We start from the raw sequence: 18408 nt of genomic DNA on the forward strand, positions 1-18408 counted from the left end.
GCGGATCGGAAAGTAGTGAAGCGCGCGGAATTGACCGCGTAAACGCAAAAACCCCACCGCTGGGCGGTGGGGTTTCTGGCTTTTGGGGGAGCCTGACGATTACCTACTTTCACACGGGCAATCCGCACTATCATCGGCGTGGAGTCGTTTCACGGTCCTGTTCGGGATGGGAAGGGGTGGGACCGACTCGCTATGGTCATCAGGCATGACGGGTTGCTGCGTCGCAGTCGGGTTGGGGTCAACCCGGCGCCACAGCCAATCGGGAAGAAGCGTAAAGGATTCGTGTTTTGGGGTTGTGTTGTTTCTGGCACAACACCGATCTCAAACTGCATGTCTTCATCCCCTTCGGGGATCGGACACCCGTAAGCGCTGAAGCGCTAACGGTTGTCGAGACACACCTGTTATAGGATCAAGCCTTACGGGCAATTAGTATCAGTTAGCTCAGTACATTACTGTACGTGCACACCTGACCTATCAACGTCCTGGTCTTGAACGACCCTTCAAGGGGCTCGAAGCCCCGGGGATATCTCATCTTAAGGCGAGTTTCCCGCTTAGATGCTTTCAGCGGTTATCTCTTCCGAACATAGCTACCCGGCGATGCCACTGGCGTGACAACCGGTACACCAGAGGTTCGTCCACTCCGGTCCTCTCGTACTAGGAGCAGCCCCCTTCAAATATCCAGCGCCCACGGCAGATAGGGACCAAACTGTCTCACGACGTTTTAAACCCAGCTCACGTACCTCTTTAAATGGCGAACAGCCATACCCTTGGGACCGGCTACAGCCCCAGGATGAGATGAGCCGACATCGAGGTGCCAAACACCGCCGTCGATATGAACTCTTGGGCGGTATCAGCCTGTTATCCCCAGAGTACCTTTTATCCGTTGAGCGATGGCCCTTCCATACAGAACCACCGGATCACTATGACCTGCTTTCGCACCTGTTCGACTTGTCAGTCTCACAGTCAAGCACGCTTATGCCATTGCACTATCAGCACGATTTCCGACCGTACCTAGCGTACCTTCGTACTCCTCCGTTACACTTTGGGAGGAGACCGCCCCAGTCAAACTGCCTACCATGCACTGTCCCCGATCCGGATCACGGACCAAGGTTAGAACCTCAAACAGATCAGGGTGGTATTTCAAGGACGGCTCCACGCAAACTGGCGTTCACGCTTCACAGCCTCCCACCTATCCTACACAGACCGGTTCAAAGTCCAATGCAAAGCTACAGTAAAGGTTCATGGGGTCTTTCCGTCTAGCCGCGGGGAGATTGCATCATCACAAACACTTCAACTTCGCTGAGTCTCGGGAGGAGACAGTGTGGCCATCGTTACGCCATTCGTGCAGGTCGGAACTTACCCGACAAGGAATTTCGCTACCTTAGGACCGTTATAGTTACGGCCGCCGTTTACCGGGACTTCAATCAGGAGCTTGCACCCCATCATTTAATCTTCCGGCACCGGGCAGGCGTCACACCCTATACGTCCACTTTCGTGTTTGCAGAGTGCTGTGTTTTTATTAAACAGTCGCAGCCACCAGTTTATTGCAACCCCTTCACCCTCCTGGCGCAGGCCAGTCAAGCTACCAGGGCGTACCTTATCCCGAAGTTACGGTACCAATTTGCCGAGTTCCTTCTCCCGAGTTCTCTCAAGCGCCTTAGAATACTCATCTCGCCCACCTGTGTCGGTTTGCGGTACGGTCACTGTGAAACTGAAGCTTAGAGGCTTTTCCTGGAACCCCTTCCAGTTGCTTCGCTTCCGAAGAAGCTCGCGCCACACCCTTGAGTCCTGTGCCCGGATTTGCCAGGGCACCCTCTCCAATGCAGCGACCGGGACTTCCAACACCCGGACAACCTTCCGCGATCCGTCCCCCCATCGCATTTCACAATGGTGCAGAAATATTAATCTGCTTCCCATCAGCTACGCATTTCTGCCTCGCCTTAGGGGCCGACTCACCCTACGCCGATGAACGTTGCGTAGGAAACCTTGGGCTTACGGCGAGGGGGCCTTTCACCCCCTTTATCGCTACTCATGTCAGCATTCGCACTTCCGATACCTCCAGCACACTTTCCAGTGCACCTTCGCAGGCTTACGGAACGCTCTCCTACCATGCACATAAATGTGCATCCGCAGCTTCGGTATATGGCTTAGCCCCGTTACATCTTCCGCGCAGGACGACTCGATCAGTGAGCTATTACGCTTTCTTTAAAGGGTGGCTGCTTCTAAGCCAACCTCCTGACTGTTTTAGCCTTCCCACTTCGTTTCCCACTTAGCCATATTTGGGGACCTTAGCTGGCGGTCTGGGTTGTTTCCCTCTTGACACCGGACGTTAGCACCCGATGTCTGTCTCCCGTGATTGCACTCTTCGGTATTCGGAGTTTGCTATGGCGTAGTAATCCGCAATGGACCCCACAACCATGACAGTGCTCTACCCCCGAAGGTGATACACGAGGCACTACCTAAATAGTTTTCGGAGAGAACCAGCTATTTCCAGGTTTGTTTAGCCTTTCACCCCTATCCACAGCTCATCCCCTAACTTTTCAACGTTAGTGGGTTCGGTCCTCCAGCACGTGTTACCGTGCCTTCAACCTGGCCATGGATAGATCACCTGGTTTCGGGTCTACACCCAGCGACTGGACGCCCTGTTCGGACTCGCTTTCGCTACGCCTGCCCTAATCGGTTAAGCTCGCCACTGAATGTAAGTCGCTGACCCATTATACAAAAGGTACGCCGTCACCCCTTCGCAGAGGCTCCGACTGTTTGTATGCATGCGGTTTCAGGATCTGTTTCACTCCCCTCCCGGGGTTCTTTTCGCCTTTCCCTCACGGTACTGGTTCACTATCGGTCGATCACGAGTATTTAGCCTTGGAGGATGGTCCCCCCATCTTCAGACAGGATTTCACGTGTCCCGCCCTACTTCTCGTACACCTAGTTCTTTCCCGCTGTTTTCGTCTACAGGGCTATCACCTGCTATGGCCGCACTTTCCAGAGCGTTCGACTAACAATGAGAATAAAGAGTACAGGCTCATCCCATTTCGCTCGCCACTACTTTGGGAATCTCGGTTGATTTCTTTTCCTGCGGTTACTTAGATGTTTCAGTTCACCGCGTTCGCTTCACGTAGCCTATGGATTCAGCTACGGATACTCCATTAGGAGTGGGTTTCCCCATTCGGACATCTCCGGATCAAAGCTCGTTTGCCAGCTCCCCGGAGCTTTTCGCAGGCTACCGCGTCCTTCATCGCCTGTGATCGCCAAGGCATCCACCACATGCACTTGTTCGCTTGACCCTATAACGGGTGTGTCTCAATGATTGCTCACCGCAGATCACATGCCGCTACAGGTTGAGTATTCGTGTTGCGCCGTATTCCAAAGGCAATCTCTCGATTCCCTTAAAATACATCGATACAATCACAACCCTGATTCACCTACTCGCATACCCATCTCCAGGTACGCTTTCGTGAATCTCTTTACTACTTCTTCCTGATTGTTAAAGAACGACAGCCGATATCACGATTGAATCGTGTACCGCTCTGACTGGCTCAATCGCCAATGCGCAACGCTCTGCCTTCAGGCAGAACCCTGCGCATTGAGGATTGGTGGAGGATGACGGGATCGAACCGACGACCCCCTGCTTGCAAAGCAGGTGCTCTCCCAGCTGAGCTAATCCCCCGGTCATACCCGACTCAAGGGTGTCCCAGTCAGCACCAGCAGACAAAGATGGTGGGTCTGGATGGATTCGAACCATCGACCCCCGCCTTATCAAGACGGTGCTCTAACCGACTGAGCTACAGACCCCTGAGTCTGTCTGCGTTGCTTCTCTAAACCACAGCCGATAAGCGTGAGCACTTGAATGCACTGAATGCATAGCTCTGGAAAGGAGGTGATCCAGCCGCACCTTCCGATACGGCTACCTTGTTACGACTTCACCCCAGTCATGAATCCTACCGTGGTGACCGTCCTCCTTGCGGTTAGACTAGCCACTTCTGGTAAAACCCACTCCCATGGTGTGACGGGCGGTGTGTACAAGACCCGGGAACGTATTCACCGCGGCATGCTGATCCGCGATTACTAGCGATTCCAGCTTCACGCACTCGAGTTGCAGAGTGCGATCCGGACTACGATCGGTTTTCTGGGATTGGCTCCACCTCGCGGCTTGGCAACCCTCTGTTCCGACCATTGTATGACGTGTGAAGCCCTACCCATAAGGGCCATGAGGACTTGACGTCATCCCCACCTTCCTCCGGTTTGTCACCGGCAGTCTCCCTGGAGTGCTCTTGCGTAGCAACTAGGGACAAGGGTTGCGCTCGTTGCGGGACTTAACCCAACATCTCACGACACGAGCTGACGACAGCCATGCAGCACCTGTGTGATGGCTCCCTTTCGGGCACTCCCGGCTCTCACCAGGATTCCATCCATGTCAAGGGTAGGTAAGGTTTTTCGCGTTGCATCGAATTAATCCACATCATCCACCGCTTGTGCGGGTCCCCGTCAATTCCTTTGAGTTTTAATCTTGCGACCGTACTCCCCAGGCGGTCAACTTCACGCGTTAGCTACGTTACCAAGCCAATGAAGGCCCGACAACCAGTTGACATCGTTTAGGGCGTGGACTACCAGGGTATCTAATCCTGTTTGCTCCCCACGCTTTCGTGCATGAGCGTCAGTATTGGCCCAGGGGGCTGCCTTCGCCATCGGTGTTCCTCCACATCTCTACGCATTTCACTGCTACACGTGGAATTCCACCCCCCTCTGCCATACTCCAGCGCTGCAGTCACCAATGCAGTTCCCAGGTTAAGCCCGGGGATTTCACATCGGTCTTACAGCACCGCCTGCGCACGCTTTACGCCCAGTAATTCCGATTAACGCTCGCACCCTACGTATTACCGCGGCTGCTGGCACGTAGTTAGCCGGTGCTTATTCTTCCGGTACCGTCATCCCTCACGGATATTAGCCACGAGGTTTTCTTTCCGGACAAAAGTGCTTTACAACCCGAAGGCCTTCTTCACACACGCGGCATTGCTGGATCAGGCTTGCGCCCATTGTCCAAAATTCCCCACTGCTGCCTCCCGTAGGAGTCTGGGCCGTGTCTCAGTCCCAGTGTGGCTGGTCGTCCTCTCAGACCAGCTACAGATCGTCGGCTTGGTAGGCCTTTACCCCACCAACTACCTAATCTGCCATCGGCCGCCCCTTGAGCGCGAGGTCCCGAAAGATCCCCCGCTTTCCTCCACAGAGCGTATGCGGTATTAATCCGGCTTTCGCCGGGCTATCCCCCACTCCAGGACACGTTCCGATGTATTACTCACCCGTTCGCCACTCGCCACCAGACCGAAGTCCGTGCTGCCGTTCGACTTGCATGTGTAAGGCATGCCGCCAGCGTTCAATCTGAGCCAGGATCAAACTCTTCAGTTCAAACCTGTTACTGTTTTCGGTTCCGCAGTTTCCTGCTGACGAACCGGTCGCTCACTCAACGTACTGACGATGATCCATCCGTCTTTCGACAGATAAACCTTCCTCTAATACTGTGTGAGGCTTCTGATACTTTTGCCTTGCAGCAGATTCATACGAACCCGCCGCCGCATTCCGCATCAAGCGCCCACACTTATCGGCTGTTAGTTTTTAAAGATCGATCCGCCCAACCCGCAACGCCGGAACTACCACCACCCGGCACTGCTTCGTTTGCGTCGCTGCGTCTGCAGCAGAGAAACGAGATTATGGAGAACTTTCACCGGATCGTCAACAGGTTTTTATCACTTGCTTAACCTGCCCACGCCGCTGAAGCCCTCGCCACAAAGGCTTCCCGCTTCCCCGCGCCCCGGCGTCCGGAGCACGAAAGAGCGGAATTCTAGTCGCCGCGGCCAGAACTTGCAAGTGATATCCCGGGGTTTTCCTTAGGGGGCCTTTCCCACTCGGCCCGGATCGTCTATCGCTGGCGTTTTGACTTCTGGCGCCACCGTCTGCGCCCCGGATGCGCCGATCGTCCAATCATGCAGCACGGTATGAGCGACCGCCAACAACGTTGGGCCGATGAAAACACCAAGAAACCCAAACGCAAACGCGCCGCCGAGGATGCCAAGCATGACCAGAATCAGGGGCATGTCACTGTTCTTGCCAATCAGGATCGGCTTGATGACGTTGTCCGCCATGCCGACTACAAGCAGACCCCATACAACCAGAAAAATCGCCCATCCAGTCGACCCAACCTGGTAGAGCCAGATCGCTGCCGGCAACCAGACAACGACCGGACCGCCCGGTATCACCGACAGAAAAAACGTCACGAGCCCGAGCAACGCCGGCGCCGGTACGCCTGCCATCCAGAAACCGAATCCCGCGAGAACCCCCTGCACCAGGGCCGTACCAAGAATCCCGTAGACCACACCCTTCACGGTGCTGCCCGCCAGCGCCAGCAGATACTCGGCGCGCTCACCGGCGACTCGACGCATGCCAGCATTCAGCCATGCAGCCGCCCCCTCGCCCCCGGTATAAAAGAAAAACGCAAGCACGATGCTCAGCGCGAGCAGCCCCAGCCCATGCGTCACCGCCAGCGCCGCCGCCAGAATCCACTTGCCAGCCGGCGCGGCAAGCGTGCGCAACTGCGCAATCAGCTCAGAATTGCTGCTGGTCAAGCGCTCCCAAAAAGCTTCGATGCTCGAACCGACCAGCGGAATCCGCTGCACCCAAGGCGGTAGATCGGGCAACCCCGACTCGAACAGTCTTTGCACCAGCGCGACGATCTCGTGAACATGCGTGCCGAACGCGAAACCCGCATAGACGAACGGCCCGAGCACCACGACTAGAATGATCAGCACGATCAAGGTCGCGGCCAGCTTGCGCCGGCCACCAACCACGCCAGTGAGTCGCCGGTAGAGTCCCCAGGAGCTGTAGCTGAGGATCGCGCCCCACAGCAGCGCGGTCGTAAATGGCGCCAGCACTAGCAGCGACCCACCCACGAGCACAATCAATGCGAATACGGCGGCTAGTCGCTCGATTAATTGGTCCGATTTCACGATGGAACTCCTGTTGCGCCAGACGTGGCGATGAAGTGACACACGCCCGTCAGGCGCCCGCTAAACGCCGTAAGTATAGAAGCGAGTCGGGCGTCCGGGGTGTCGTATCCCATCCGGCCAGGGCGTTACGAGTCGCGTGCGACGTGCCAGCGGCGAACGCATTTTTTGAGATGAAAGAGTTCGAATCTGCCCGAAGATTGCCGACCAAGCCGTATAGCTGCCTGGAAAAGACTACAATATAAGGTTCCGTGCCCCCAATTTTTCTGGATTTATGCGCTCGCGAATCGCCAAACGTCTCCCTCCCGACGCCGACAAGCTCGTCGGTCTCTCGCTCGCGCTTTTCGCGTCGGGCAGCCGTACCGAAGATCGCTTCTGGGAAGCGAAGCTCGACGCGCTGCTGGCCAAAGTCGTGCGCAACGCCAACCAGACTACGCTGGACGCCGCGCTCGACCATCTGCAGCAAAACCATCCGGATGCCTACGGCGCGCTGGCCGACATGGCGGAAACGCATAGCGAATCGTTCGTCATCGAACACGAAGGCGTGTCTTACGAAGCGCTGCTGATCGCAGCTCCCGTGCTCGCCTGGACCCGCTACGTGATCCCGTCCGGCCCGCTCAAGTCCGACGCCGCCGACGCCCTGCGCGCACACCTGCAAGCGCACGTGCTCGCCGCGAACACGCGAGTGGCAATGGCTCCGTTCCTGTACAGCATCGACCAGTTGCCGCGCCATCACGTCGAAACCTGGCGCATCGCCCAACAACTTGCGCAAGCCGCGGTCAGCGGCGGCAACGCGAAGCTCAATTTCGGCGATCTGCCGGAGACTTCGCCGATTCTGGCCGACCCGCGCTTTCTGCTTGCCGTAGTCGCCGCGCCCGTCGGCGAAGCGACGTTTCGGTGGCAGGAAGAAGAGCATGGCACGCGGATCGAGCGCGGCCAATGTCTCGAGCAATGGGCCACGCAAGGCGGCGCGAACCTGTCGGTCGTGCTGCCGGGCTGTGAATTCGAATGTCTGCTGCCGGATGCTTACTACTCGGCCTGCCGCGACGCCGACGAAAGCGTGCGTCCGCACACTGTGCGGACCGCCGTGCGTTATCTTTTCGACACCATTGGCGCGGCGCCGCAGGATCTGCGCGCGGTGGTCGCCGGCTTCGGTGAACGGCGCATCGACGAGTACCGCGTCGGCTTCACGCGCAAGGGCAGCAACGATGTGATCTACGGTGTCGTGTGGCCGCTCTACGGCCGCGAAAACGGCGAGGCGGGCATCGACGAGGAGCCGGAACAAGTGACCGGCTCGGACGAGCCGCTAGAGGAAATCGTCGCGCTGCTGAAGGAAACCGGCATCACAGATGTGCGCCGCCACGCGGGCCGCTTCGAGCCGGAATATTGCGACGACTGCGGCGTGCCGCTGTATGCGGACCCGCTCGGCGAAATCGTCCACGCGGAAATGCCCGAGGACGCCCAGCCCGCGCAACCGCATTTCCACTGATCTCGACGTCGACATCCACGCCTTATCCCGAAAAAGCCCCGTAAAGACGGGGCTTTTTTTGTTGAATGTCCGCTTTTCTTATGCCTTTTGGACAGCCGTCAAAACGGAGGGAATTTGTCATCATAGGCACGGTGACGCATCGCCGTGAGAGTCAGCTTCACGAGTCCCACAGATGCGTCGCGCCATTTCGCCCGACACATCTGGAGACATGCATGCGCTTCGCGATTCTCAATTCAAATGCAGAACGACGTGATGGACTCAAAGCCTTGCTGCGGCAGATCGACCGGCTGGCGCGCTTCACCGAGGCCGACGAATGGCGTCTGCTCGAGCGTCCTTTCAAGCGTTATCGGCCGGATCTCGTCGTGATCGACTGGGAGGACTGGATGTCGGTTGCACAAGTTCGCGCGCTGCTCAGCCACTTTCCCGACCTGCGCATCAGCGTGCTCACCGACGGGACCTTGCCCGCGCTCGTACGTGCGCTGATGGACGAGGGTGTGCTCGGCGTCGTTCCACGCGACACCGATCCCTGCCTGATCGTGCGCGCATTGGAAATGGTGCTGCTCGGCGGTCACTACGTGCCGCCCGGCGCGCTGGCGATCGATCCGCCGCTACCGACCGACACGACGATCCGCACGTTCGATGAAGAAAGTCCGCCGCCCCGCCGCAACAAACTCTCGAGCGGGCTGTCGCCGCGGCAAGAGCAGATCATGCGCTGCGTGCACATGGGCAGCACGAACAAGATGATCGCCCGCACGCTCGGCATTAGCGAAGGCACGGTCAAGATCCACCTGACGAGCATATTCCAGCAACTCGGCGCACCCAATCGCGCCGCCGCGGTCGCGCTTTACAACGGCTGGCTCACGAATCATTTGCAAGTGCTGCGCAACAACGGCGAGCACGGCGCGCGGCCGGTCATACGCGGGCAGCCTGGCCCGGTTCCGCTCCGGCGACGCCAACGCGCGCGCTTCCAGTATCCGTTGCCCGGCAGCGACACCAGCAGCGCGCTGCCGATGGCCGCGGAGCCCGCCACTTCGTACGGTGAAACCCCACACGGCAAGCCCGCGCGGAAGTCGGTCAGGCCGGACTCCGCATGACGCGGGTCGCGCCGCGCGTACGGTTTGAACATCCGCATGTCCGCAGCGGCATGCGCGCAGCGTCGAGGGTGGGCTGGCATGGAATCCGCTCACACCTTTTGTCCTCCAACGAGTAATATGAGACTCATGGGTTTCCTCTACACACCGCTTCCGTTCTGGGTCGCTGTCGGTGGCTGGATTGCCACCGCGATGGTGATCGCGCTCGCGCTGTGGAAAAATCCTTTCAAAAGACTTCAGGACGGCACGCTCCAGCATGTCTGGCTCGCAATAATCGTCGCGGTGTCGGTGCTGTGGGCGAGCAACGCCTGGCTCGACGACGGCACCGTCATGCACCTTCTCGGCGCCACGCTCGTCGTCACGCTATTCGACTGGGGACTCGCCCTGATCGCGATGGCGCTGGTCACGGGCCTCGCCGCCGTTGTCTTCGATGCGCCGTGGCAAGGCATTGCGCTGACGTTCCTCGTGTACGGCGCCCTGCCCGTCGCCGTGTCGACCTTGCTCCAGCGCATCTGCACCGCGTGGCTGCCGCGCAACCTTTTCATGTTCATCTTCGGCCAGGGCTTCGTTTCGCCCGCCATCGCCGTGTCCCTCACCGCCGCGGCTGCACTCTGCCTCCATATCGCGGTGTCCGGCGGTTCGATGACCGTGGTGCCGGTCGGCTACGCGCTCAGCGTGCTGCTGCTCGCCACCGGCGAAGCATGGTTCACCGGCATGGCGACCGCGCTGATCGCGGTCTATCGTCCGGCGTGGGTTACCACCTACGACGTGCGGCGCTATCGCCTGGGCGGCCCGCGCACCTGAGAATGCGCGCTTTGGCATCGCGTGCGGCGGATCTGTGATAATCAGCGCCGCGTCGCTCGAGACTTTCCGGGCACGCCCATCAGGACAAGACAGAATATTTGCAGCAACATTGAACTCAACCCTTGCGCGGGGCATCTTATTTGCCTTATCTCCCATTTGCGTCTAAAGAACTAGATGGATCGCACCAATGTACCGAGCCGGTTGCTGCGGGCGATCGGCCGGTTGGCAGCCTGCGCAGCGAGTCTCTCGCTCATCTGCGCGGCTCCCGCATTCGCTGATCAGCTCGAACAGCACAACGACCTCGTCAAACGATTTATCACCGAAATGCACGCGGATCCGCTCGTCGCGGACTGCGCCGCGCATGGCGACTTCGTCGCGAGCACGTCGACCGCGTTCGATCACGTCGAATTTCCGTCCAGTTCGTTCGACAGCGCGCACTCGTCCGTCACGCCGTGGAACGACTCGTTCGACGAAGGCAAGCAGCGCGTCAAGGTGGACAGCATCGTCACCGTCGAAGGCGTCGGTGTGCGCCAGAACAACTCGGGCGAGCCCGCCGATCTGAAATTCCGCTGCGGCTACGTGGGATCGCAAATGCTCGCGTTCAGCTGGAACGACCCGGTACCGCCGAACCGCGCGCGCAGCGAGGGATCGGGCAAGCACAAAAGCGGCAAAGGCAAGCACGCGGTCGGCGGCAAGACGCCAAAGAAGTCGTCGAAATCAGGCTCGGGCCAATCGTCGCGCACGACGTCGAGCAAATCGGCAAACAAGAGCTCGAAGAAGAAGAGCTAACCGCATCTGGCGCTGATCGAGCCGCGCCACCGTCCGATCAGTCGCCCCAATAAAAAAGAGGCACGCACTTTTTCCGTGCGGGCCTCTTTTTTTGTGTCCAGCCGTCCGCTCATTCAGGCGAACGTCTCCACGTGACGCAAAATCGCCTGCAACATTGCGGCGCCAAGCGACGCGCTGCGCTCACCGTTCCAGCCCACGCGTTCGTCGGGCAGATTCGCGTTGTCCTTGAACGGCATTTCCAACGTCAAGGACAGACAGCCGAATTCATTGCCAATGTACTTCGACGCAAGCTTCAACGCATCCTCGCGATACTTGCTCGCCGCATAGCCATACTTGTCCTGAAAATCCGGACTCGCGTGCTTGAACGCGTCGATGAACGCCTTCTGCTCGCGCCCCTGCCGCTCGGTGAAGCCCGGCAGCATTTCGGAGCCCGCGACGAACACATACGGCAAAGCCTCGTCGCCGTGAATATCGAAGAACAGGTCGCAGCCTGTCGCGTGGATCGCGTCGCGCACCGCCAGCACCTCGGGACTGCGCGCGGCGTCCGGCTCCATCCATTCGCGGTTCAGGTTTGCGCCGGCCGCGTTGGTGCGCAGATTGCCGCGCACGCTGCCGTCCGGATTCATGTTCGGCACGATGTGAAACACCGCGTGATCGTACAGCTTGCGCGCGACCGGGTCGCCCGCCCAGTCACCCCAGCCCACGAGGCGCTTCACCAAACCTTCGATAAACCACTCGGCCATCGTCTCGCCCGGATGCTGGCGCGCGATCAGCCAGATGTTCTTTTTGGGCGCGGCGTTGGCGGCATCGTCCGCGGGCGGCGTGCCGAGCGTGAGCAGCGAAATCGGCCGCCCTTCGACCGTCTTGCCGAGCTCGGTCAGCGACGCGTGCGGCATCTGCTGCACGGCGCCGAGAAACTCGGCATGTCGCTCCTCGCTGTACGGTTCGAAGTACGCGTAATAAATGCTGTCGAAATCGGGCGTATGGTCGATCGTCAGCACGCGGCCGTCGTACGAGGTCGGCACGCGAAACCAGTTCACGCGGTCATAGCTCGCGACTGCCCGATAGTCGCGCCAGCCCTCCGCGAACGCGCACGCGACGGCGTTCTCGAAGGTCATCACGCAGCGCTCGCCCGCCGCGCCCGACAGGCGGAAATAGAACCACTGCGCGAACTCGGCGTGGCTGTCGGGCCGCACGCGCAGGCGAATATTGCCGGCGTCCTCGCAGGACAGCACATCGATTGCGCCTGCGTCGAAATTGCTCGTAATCGATAAGGTCATCAGAGTCTTCCCTGCCTGATTGCACGCTGCTTCTTTAGCGCAGCGACATGCTCATTCCGCGACGCGGCGGCGAAATACGAAAGTGGAGTCGTTCGAAGCTTCGGCGCTGAACGCGTAGCCTTCGGTGTCGAAGTCCTTCAGCTGCTCGGGACGATCGAGGCGGTTTTCCATCGCGAAGCGCGCCATCAAGCCGCGCGCGCGTTTTGCATGGAAGCTGATGATCTTGTAGCGGCCGCCCTTCCAGTCTTCGAACACCGGCGTGACCACCGGCGCGTCGAGCAGCTTCGGCTTGACCGATTTGAAGTATTCGCCCGACGCGCAATTGACCAGCACGCGCGAGGTGGCCGCATTCTTCTTCAACTGCGCATTCAACGCGTGCGTGATCCGCTCGCCCCAGAACGCGTAGAGATCCTTGCCGCGCGGATTGACGAAGCGCGTGCCCATTTCGAGCCGGTACGGCTGCAGCAGATCGAGCGGACGCAGCAGGCCATAGAGGCCCGACAGCACGCGCACATGATTTTGCGCATAGTCGAGATCGGCCGACGACAACGACTTCGCATCGAAACCTTCGTACACGTCGCCGTTGAAAGCGAGCACCGCCTGCTTGGCGTTGTGCGTGCCGAATTGCGGCGACCAGTCCGCGTAACGCTGAAAATTGAGGTGCGCGAGCTGATCGGAAATACTCATCAGCGAAGCGATCTGTTGCGGCGACAAACGGCGCAGGCCGCTGATCAGTTCAGCGGCGTCATCGACGAAATCGGGGATCGTGTGCTTTTTGACGTGCGGCGGGGTGTCGTAGTCGAGCGATTTCGCCGGCGACAGAACGATTATCATAGAGGCTTGCAGGCACGCCGTGCCTGGCGGTCAAAGACGAAAGCCCGATTGTAACGAATGCCCGGTTCCCTCGCCTCAAGCGGCGCGTTGCGCGTCGTACTCGATTCCAATGTGTGGATCGATATTCTCGTATTCGACGACCCGCACACGCGGCCGATCGCCGCCGCGCTCGAAAGTGGCGCGCTTACTGCGCTAATCGACGCGCGTTGCCTCGCCGAGCTCGCCTACGTGCTCGACTATCCACAGTTCGCGCATCGCAACGTCGACAAAGCGGCTGCGCTCGCGGTGGTCGCGCGGCTGGCCCAACTGTTCGAGCCGCCGGGGCCGCCCGAGCCGACCGAGTCCTCCGATCACGCCCGGCCACTGCCCCAATGCAAGGATCGCGACGACCAGAAGTTTCTCGAGCTCGCGCATGCGGCACGGGCCGACTGGCTCGTGTCGAAAGACCGTGCGGTGTTGAAGCTCGCGAAACGCATCGCGCGCGATTTCGGCTTCAGGATCGCCCCGCCGGCACCGTTCGCCGCAGAAGTCGGCATCGTGCAGAATGCTGGGGGCGAGGCCGTCAGCGCGTGAAGCCGGCCGCCCGTAGGTAACGCCCACGGCGCGCACAGCGTGTCGCGATTCCCTACAATCAGGCTTCGCCCATCGCAACACAGTTCGAGAATCCGGACAAACCAGGCCAACCTTATCGCCCCGCTACCCACGAAGCCATGAACGCACCGCACGACACGCCCACGAGCCCCACGTTTCCGTCTCGCCTGCCGAACGTCGGCACGACGATTTTCACCGTGATGAGCGCGCTCGCCGCGGAAAAAGGCGCGGTCAACCTGGGTCAGGGCTTTCCCGACTTCGCCTGCGATCCGCGCATCGTCGACGCGGTCGCGAACGCGATGCGCGAGGGCCACAACCAATATCCGCCGATGGCCGGCGTGCTGCCGCTGCGTCAGGCGATTTCGGACAAGATCGCGAATCTGTACGGCCGCCGCTACGACGCGAACAGCGAAATCACCGTGACCGCGGGCGCCACGCAGGCGTTGCTGACCGCGATTCTTTGCACGGTCCATGCGGGCGACGAAGTGATCGTGATCGAACCGACCTACGACAGCTATCTGCCGTCGATCGAACTGGCGGGCGGCAAGCCGGTCTTCGTCACGCTCGACGCACCCGACTACGCAATCCCGTTCGACAAGCTCGCCGCCGCGATCACGCCGAAGACGCGGCTCATCATGATCAACACGCCGCACAATCCGACCGGCACGGTATGGCGCGAACAGGATATGCGCAAGCTCGAGGAGATCGTACGCGGCACCAACGTGCTGATCCTGTCCGACGAGGTGTACGAGCACATGGTCTACGACGGCGCGCCGCATGAAAGCGTCGCGCGTTACCCGGAACTCGCGCAGCGCAGCTTCGTCGTGTCGAGCTTCGGCAAGACCTACCACGTGACCGGCTGGAAAGTCGGCTATGTGGCCGCGCCCGCCGCGCTGACCGCCGAGTTCCGCAAGGTGCACCAGTTCAACGTGTTCACCGTCAACACGCCGATGCAGATCGGCCTCGCGGATTACATGTTGGACCCGGCGCCGTATGTGGAGCTACCGGCGTTCTATCAGCGCAAGCGCGACTTCTTCCGCGCGGGCCTCGCGAATTCGCGCTTCCGGTTGCTGCCGTGCACGGGCACGTACTTTCAGTGCGTCGACTATTCTGCGATCAGCGACCTGCCCGAAGCCGAATTCGCGCAATGGCTGACCGGCGAAATCGGCGTCGCGGCGATTCCGGTCTCGGCGTTCTACCACGAGGCTCACGAGTCGGGCGTCGTGCGCTTCTGCTTCGCCAAGCAGGAAGGCACGCTCGCTACCGCGCTCGAACGGCTCACGCGGCTCTAGGATGCGTTGCGCGATGCCACGAACGAACCTGCGTTCCTTGCCATCGCGCCTTGCAGCATGGGTGTGTCCTTCGCACCCATGCGCGCTTCACGACATCGCAGTCATCCCCTCAGGACGCACGCGACGCCGCGACACAGGCCTTGCGATCCTCGCTCACGCGCCGCGCAGCCGGCCGCGCGTTGATCGTCTTCACGTAGCTCTTCCAGTCGATCCCCGCTTCGAGCAGAAAATCGCGGCCGTAAATGGTCTGCGTCGCCATGCCGACGAGCGGCAGGCTCACGTAGCCGGCGGTATCGGCGACGCTGAATTGCTCGCCGCACAGATACGGTGCGAACTTCGCGATCCGCTTGATGCCGGCAATGTGATGCGTGAGCAGCTTCTCGACGCGCCCTTTCGTCGCGTCGCTGACCGTGCCGCCGAAAAACGCTTCCTTGTACAGATTGCGCACCGTCAACTCGAGATGCACGTCGACGAAGAAGATCATTTCGCGCTCCTTGGCGGCCTGCCACGGATCGGCGGAGAAGATCCGCTTGTCGGGAAAACGCGCGGCCAGGTACTCGACGATGCACTGCGACTCGCACAGATCGCCGTGCTCGGTCTGCAGATATGGCACCTTGCCGAGCGGCGAATGCTCGAGCAGCGCTTCGTCCTGGCTCGGCTTCACGAGGTGCTCCTCGAACTCGATGCCATGCTCGAGCAGCACGAACTTGACCTTGTTGTAGTAGTTGGAAAGTGCAAAACCGCACAGCTTGATCATCGGGTGTCTCCTTGTCTCATGGTGTGTGAGACCGCGCGTCGAGGTCGAAGCAGCGGCTTACCATCGAATCATCCAAGAAACTGCACGATCGTGCTATTCTAAAATAACCATGGAGTCGGGCATCTCAATGAACTCTCGCAATTTCAGCATCGAGACCATCGGCATCGTCGGCACTGGCGCGATGGGCCGCGGGATCGCGCAGATCGCGGCGCTCGCTGGCCTGCGTGTGCGGCTCTACGACACCAACGCGGCCGCCGTCGGCGCCGCGCGCGACTATCTCGCGGAGACTTTTACCAAATTGACGGCCAAAGGCAAGCTCGAGCAGTCGCGCTCGCTCGCCGCGCTCGCCAACGTCAGCGGCGTGCAAGCGGTGAGCGAACTGGTCGGCTGCGATCTGATCGTCGAGGCAATCGTCGAAAAGCTCGAGGTGAAGCAGGCGCTATTTCGCGAGCTCGAAACCGTGGTCAGCGGCCGCTGCATCCTCGCGTCGAATACGTCGTCGCTGTCGATCACCGCGATTGCCGCGGGCTGCACCGATCCGTCACGCGTGGTCGGCTATCACTTCTTCAATCCGGTGCCGCTCATGAAGGTCGTCGAAGTGATCGACGGCCTGCGCAGCAACCCCGAGGCCGGCGACGCGCTGATGGATCTCGCCCGCCGTATGGGCCACACGCCGGTGCGCGCGAAGGACATGCCCGGCTTCATCGTCAATCACGCGGGCCGCGGCATGAATACCGAGGGCTTGCGCGTGGCGAGCGAAGGTATCGCGAGCTTTGCGGACATCGACCGCATCATGCGCGAGCAGGCCGGCTTTCGCCTCGGCCCATTCGAACTGCTGGACTTGACCGCGCTCGACGTGTCCCATCCGGTGATGGAGTCGATCTATCACCAGTTCTACGAAGAACCGCGTTACACGCCGTCGCCGATTACGGGCACGCGGCTGTCGGGCGGACTGCTCGGCCGCAAGAGCGGCGAAGGTTTTTATCGCTACGTGGACGGCAAACAACAGGTTCCCGCCGAAGCACCCGCGCCGGCCACGCTGCCGCAAAGCGTGTGGGTCAGCCGGCGCTATCGCGACGCGTATGAGGCCGTCGTGCAACTGGTCGGCAAAGCGGGTGTGAAGCTCGACGAAGGCGCAACGCCCGCCGCCAGTTCGCTGATCGTCGTCGCGCCGTTCGGCCACGACGCGACCACCGCAGCGGTCGACGAAGCGCTCGACGCGAGCCGCGTCGTCGCCGTCGACGCACTCTTCCCGCTCGTCGGCGCGCAACGCCGCACGCTGATGACCACGCCGGCCACGACACGCGCCGCGCGCGACAGCGCGCATGCGCTGTTCGCGGCCGACGGCATCCCCGTCACCGTGATCCGCGATTCGACCGGCTTCGTCGCGCAGCGGGTGGTCGCGACAATCGTCAATATCGGCTGCGACATTGCGCAAAAGCAGATCGCAACGCCAGAGGACATCGACCTCGCCGTGATGCTCGGTCTCGGCTATCCGCGCGGACCGCTCGCGCTCGGTGATGCGCTCGGCGCCGCCACCATTCTGACGATCCTACGCAACATGCACAGCGTGCTCGGCGAACCGCGCTATCGGCCGTCGCCGTGGCTCGCAAGACGCGCGCAACTCGGCCTCTCGCTCACGCAGCGAGACGCCGCCGACATTCAAACGGAGACACCATCATGAGCGCCGCCCTGCTCGCTTCACGCCCCGCCAGCAGCGAATCCACGCTGGTCCTCACGCTGTCGAACCCCGGTGCGCGCAACGCGCTGCATCCGGATATGTACGCGGCCGGCATCGAAGCGTTCGATACCGTCGAGCGCGATCCGTCGATCCGTGCCGTCGTGATCACCGGCGCCGACAACTTTTTCTGCGCGGGCGGCAACCTGAACCGGCTGCTCGAAAATCGCGCGAAAGATCCGTCCGTGCAGGCCGATAGCATCGACATGCTCGCTCAATGGATCTCGGCGCTGCGCCTGTCGTCGAAGCCGGTCATTGCCGCGGTGGAAGGCGCGGCGGCCGGCGCGGGATTTTCGCTCGCGCTCGCCTGCGATCTGATCGTCGCCGCGGACAACGCCAAGTTCGCGATGTCGTACGCGCGCGTCGGCTTGACGCCCGACGGCGGGGGCTCGTGGTTCCTCGCGCAGTCGCTGCCGCGCCAACTGGCCACCGAGGTACTGATCGAAGCCAAACCGATCGGCGCCGCGCGTCTGCACGAACTCGGCGTCGTCAACCGGCTCACCAAAGCCGGCGCCGCGCTCGATAACGCGCTCGCGTGGGCCGACGAGCTCGGCGCGATTTCGCCCAATTCGGTCTCCCGCATCAAAGGGCTGATCGCCGCGGCCGGCACGCAGCCGCTCGCGGATCAGCTGGTCGCCGAGCGCGACAACTTCGTCGCGTCGCTGCATCATCGCGACGGTCTCGAAGGCATCAGCGCGTTCCTCGAAAAGCGCGCGCCGATTTACAGATAAGCGACGAGAGAGCC

At 60.7% G+C, this 18408-nt stretch carries 12 protein-coding genes, 2 tRNA genes and 3 rRNA genes; 8 read left to right on the forward strand and 9 right to left on the reverse strand.

Annotated elements, in window-relative coordinates; genetic code table 11:
- Positions 1-90 precede the first annotated feature (90 nt).
- The 6 genes from rrf to QFZ91_RS10080 form a co-directional block, all read right to left on the reverse strand.
- A 5S ribosomal RNA gene (rrf, locus tag QFZ91_RS10055) occupies positions 91-204 on the reverse strand.
- Positions 205-405: 201 nt separating this feature from the next.
- A 23S ribosomal RNA gene (locus QFZ91_RS10060) occupies positions 406-3287 on the reverse strand.
- 307 nt (positions 3288-3594) lie between these two features.
- Positions 3595-3670: transfer RNA gene (locus QFZ91_RS10065), tRNA-Ala, on the reverse strand.
- Between the two features lie 48 nt (positions 3671-3718).
- Positions 3719-3795: transfer RNA gene (locus tag QFZ91_RS10070), tRNA-Ile, on the reverse strand.
- 78 nt (positions 3796-3873) lie between these two features.
- Positions 3874-5406, reverse strand: a 16S ribosomal RNA gene (locus QFZ91_RS10075).
- The 16S, 23S and 5S rRNA genes sit together here with 2 tRNA genes alongside, the layout of an rRNA operon.
- A gap of 479 nt (positions 5407-5885) precedes the next feature.
- Positions 5886-7001, reverse strand: coding sequence for an AI-2E family transporter (locus tag QFZ91_RS10080; protein ID WP_429558898.1), 1116 nt, complete (start codon positions 6999-7001; stop codon positions 5886-5888).
- A 271-nt stretch (positions 7002-7272) separates the two neighbouring features.
- Here QFZ91_RS10080 and QFZ91_RS10085 point away from each other — a divergent pair, with 271 nt between their 5' ends.
- From QFZ91_RS10085 to QFZ91_RS10100, 4 genes are all read left to right on the forward strand, one after another.
- Positions 7273-8487 carry a DUF2863 family protein gene (locus QFZ91_RS10085; RefSeq protein ID WP_429567153.1) on the forward strand — a complete coding sequence of 405 codons (1215 nt, stop codon included), beginning with the start codon at positions 7273-7275 and terminating at the stop codon, positions 8485-8487.
- A 212-nt stretch (positions 8488-8699) separates the two neighbouring features.
- Complete coding sequence (locus tag QFZ91_RS10090) at positions 8700-9581, forward strand: LuxR C-terminal-related transcriptional regulator (protein WP_429567154.1); 882 nt, start codon at positions 8700-8702, stop codon at positions 9579-9581.
- A 126-nt stretch (positions 9582-9707) separates the two neighbouring features.
- The gene (locus tag QFZ91_RS10095) at positions 9708-10382 is read left to right on the forward strand and encodes an energy-coupling factor ABC transporter permease (RefSeq protein ID WP_176380858.1); all 675 of its coding nucleotides are present in this window, start codon (positions 9708-9710) and stop codon (positions 10380-10382) included.
- 174 nt (positions 10383-10556) lie between these two features.
- The gene (locus QFZ91_RS10100; protein WP_368613750.1) at positions 10557-11171 is read left to right on the forward strand and encodes a BspC domain-containing protein; all 615 of its coding nucleotides are present in this window, start codon (positions 10557-10559) and stop codon (positions 11169-11171) included.
- Positions 11172-11284: 113 nt separating this feature from the next.
- Here the strand turns inward: QFZ91_RS10100 and QFZ91_RS10105 are convergent, their stop codons facing one another.
- Entirely contained in the window at positions 11285-12451 is a 1167-nt protein-coding gene (locus QFZ91_RS10105; protein WP_429567155.1) for a M14 family metallopeptidase, read from the reverse strand.
- Between the two features lie 51 nt (positions 12452-12502).
- On the reverse strand, positions 12503-13285 hold the full coding sequence (gene yaaA / locus QFZ91_RS10110) for a peroxide stress protein YaaA (protein ID WP_429567156.1): 783 nt from the start codon (positions 13283-13285) through the stop codon (positions 12503-12505).
- A gap of 57 nt (positions 13286-13342) precedes the next feature.
- Here yaaA and QFZ91_RS10115 point away from each other — a divergent pair, with 57 nt between their 5' ends.
- Both QFZ91_RS10115 and QFZ91_RS10120 read left to right on the forward strand, forming a co-directional pair.
- Entirely contained in the window at positions 13343-13858 is a 516-nt protein-coding gene (locus tag QFZ91_RS10115; RefSeq protein WP_176380840.1) for a putative toxin-antitoxin system toxin component, PIN family, read from the forward strand.
- 137 nt (positions 13859-13995) lie between these two features.
- The gene (locus QFZ91_RS10120) at positions 13996-15168 is read left to right on the forward strand and encodes a pyridoxal phosphate-dependent aminotransferase (RefSeq protein WP_368716702.1); all 1173 of its coding nucleotides are present in this window, start codon (positions 13996-13998) and stop codon (positions 15166-15168) included.
- A gap of 109 nt (positions 15169-15277) precedes the next feature.
- On the opposite strand, the gene QFZ91_RS10125 is transcribed toward QFZ91_RS10120, so the two are convergent.
- Positions 15278-15925, reverse strand: a complete 648-nt coding sequence (locus QFZ91_RS10125) for a glutathione S-transferase family protein (protein WP_429567157.1) — start codon at positions 15923-15925, stop codon at positions 15278-15280.
- Between the two features lie 127 nt (positions 15926-16052).
- On the opposite strand from QFZ91_RS10125, the gene QFZ91_RS10130 reads away from it, so the two are divergent.
- Together QFZ91_RS10130 and QFZ91_RS10135 are read left to right on the forward strand one after the other, a co-directional pair.
- The gene (locus QFZ91_RS10130; RefSeq protein ID WP_429567158.1) at positions 16053-17609 is read left to right on the forward strand and encodes a 3-hydroxyacyl-CoA dehydrogenase; all 1557 of its coding nucleotides are present in this window, start codon (positions 16053-16055) and stop codon (positions 17607-17609) included.
- A complete protein-coding gene (locus QFZ91_RS10135) occupies positions 17606-18394 on the forward strand; it encodes an oxepin-CoA hydrolase, alternative type (protein WP_176366877.1) in 789 nt (262 codons plus the stop codon). Before QFZ91_RS10130 ends, QFZ91_RS10135 begins: the two co-directional genes overlap by 4 nt.
- Positions 18395-18408 lie beyond the last annotated feature (14 nt).

The organism is Paraburkholderia sp. JPY419, from assembly GCF_050435705.1.
Taxonomy (GTDB): Bacteria; Pseudomonadota; Gammaproteobacteria; order Burkholderiales; family Burkholderiaceae; genus Paraburkholderia; species Paraburkholderia youngii.

Excerpts from the sequence above, each read along its gene's own strand:
- QFZ91_RS10085 (WP_429567153.1), top strand. The coding sequence starts at position 7,273 with ATGCGCTCGCGAATCGCCAAACGTCTCCCTCCCGACGCCGACAAGCTC.
- QFZ91_RS10090 (WP_429567154.1), top strand. The coding sequence starts at position 8,700 with ATGCGCTTCGCGATTCTCAATTCAAATGCAGAACGACGTGATGGACTC.
- QFZ91_RS10095 (WP_176380858.1), top strand. The coding sequence starts at position 9,708 with ATGGGTTTCCTCTACACACCGCTTCCGTTCTGGGTCGCTGTCGGTGGC.
- QFZ91_RS10100 (WP_368613750.1), top strand. The coding sequence starts at position 10,557 with ATGGATCGCACCAATGTACCGAGCCGGTTGCTGCGGGCGATCGGCCGG.
- QFZ91_RS10105 (WP_429567155.1), bottom strand. The coding sequence starts at position 12,451 with ATGACCTTATCGATTACGAGCAATTTCGACGCAGGCGCAATCGATGTG.
- yaaA (WP_429567156.1), bottom strand. The coding sequence starts at position 13,285 with ATGATAATCGTTCTGTCGCCGGCGAAATCGCTCGACTACGACACCCCG.
- QFZ91_RS10115 (WP_176380840.1), top strand. The coding sequence starts at position 13,343 with ATGCCCGGTTCCCTCGCCTCAAGCGGCGCGTTGCGCGTCGTACTCGAT.
- QFZ91_RS10120 (WP_368716702.1), top strand. The coding sequence starts at position 13,996 with ATGAACGCACCGCACGACACGCCCACGAGCCCCACGTTTCCGTCTCGC.
- QFZ91_RS10125 (WP_429567157.1), bottom strand. The coding sequence starts at position 15,925 with ATGATCAAGCTGTGCGGTTTTGCACTTTCCAACTACTACAACAAGGTC.
- QFZ91_RS10130 (WP_429567158.1), top strand. The coding sequence starts at position 16,053 with ATGAACTCTCGCAATTTCAGCATCGAGACCATCGGCATCGTCGGCACT.
- QFZ91_RS10135 (WP_176366877.1), top strand. The coding sequence starts at position 17,606 with ATGAGCGCCGCCCTGCTCGCTTCACGCCCCGCCAGCAGCGAATCCACG.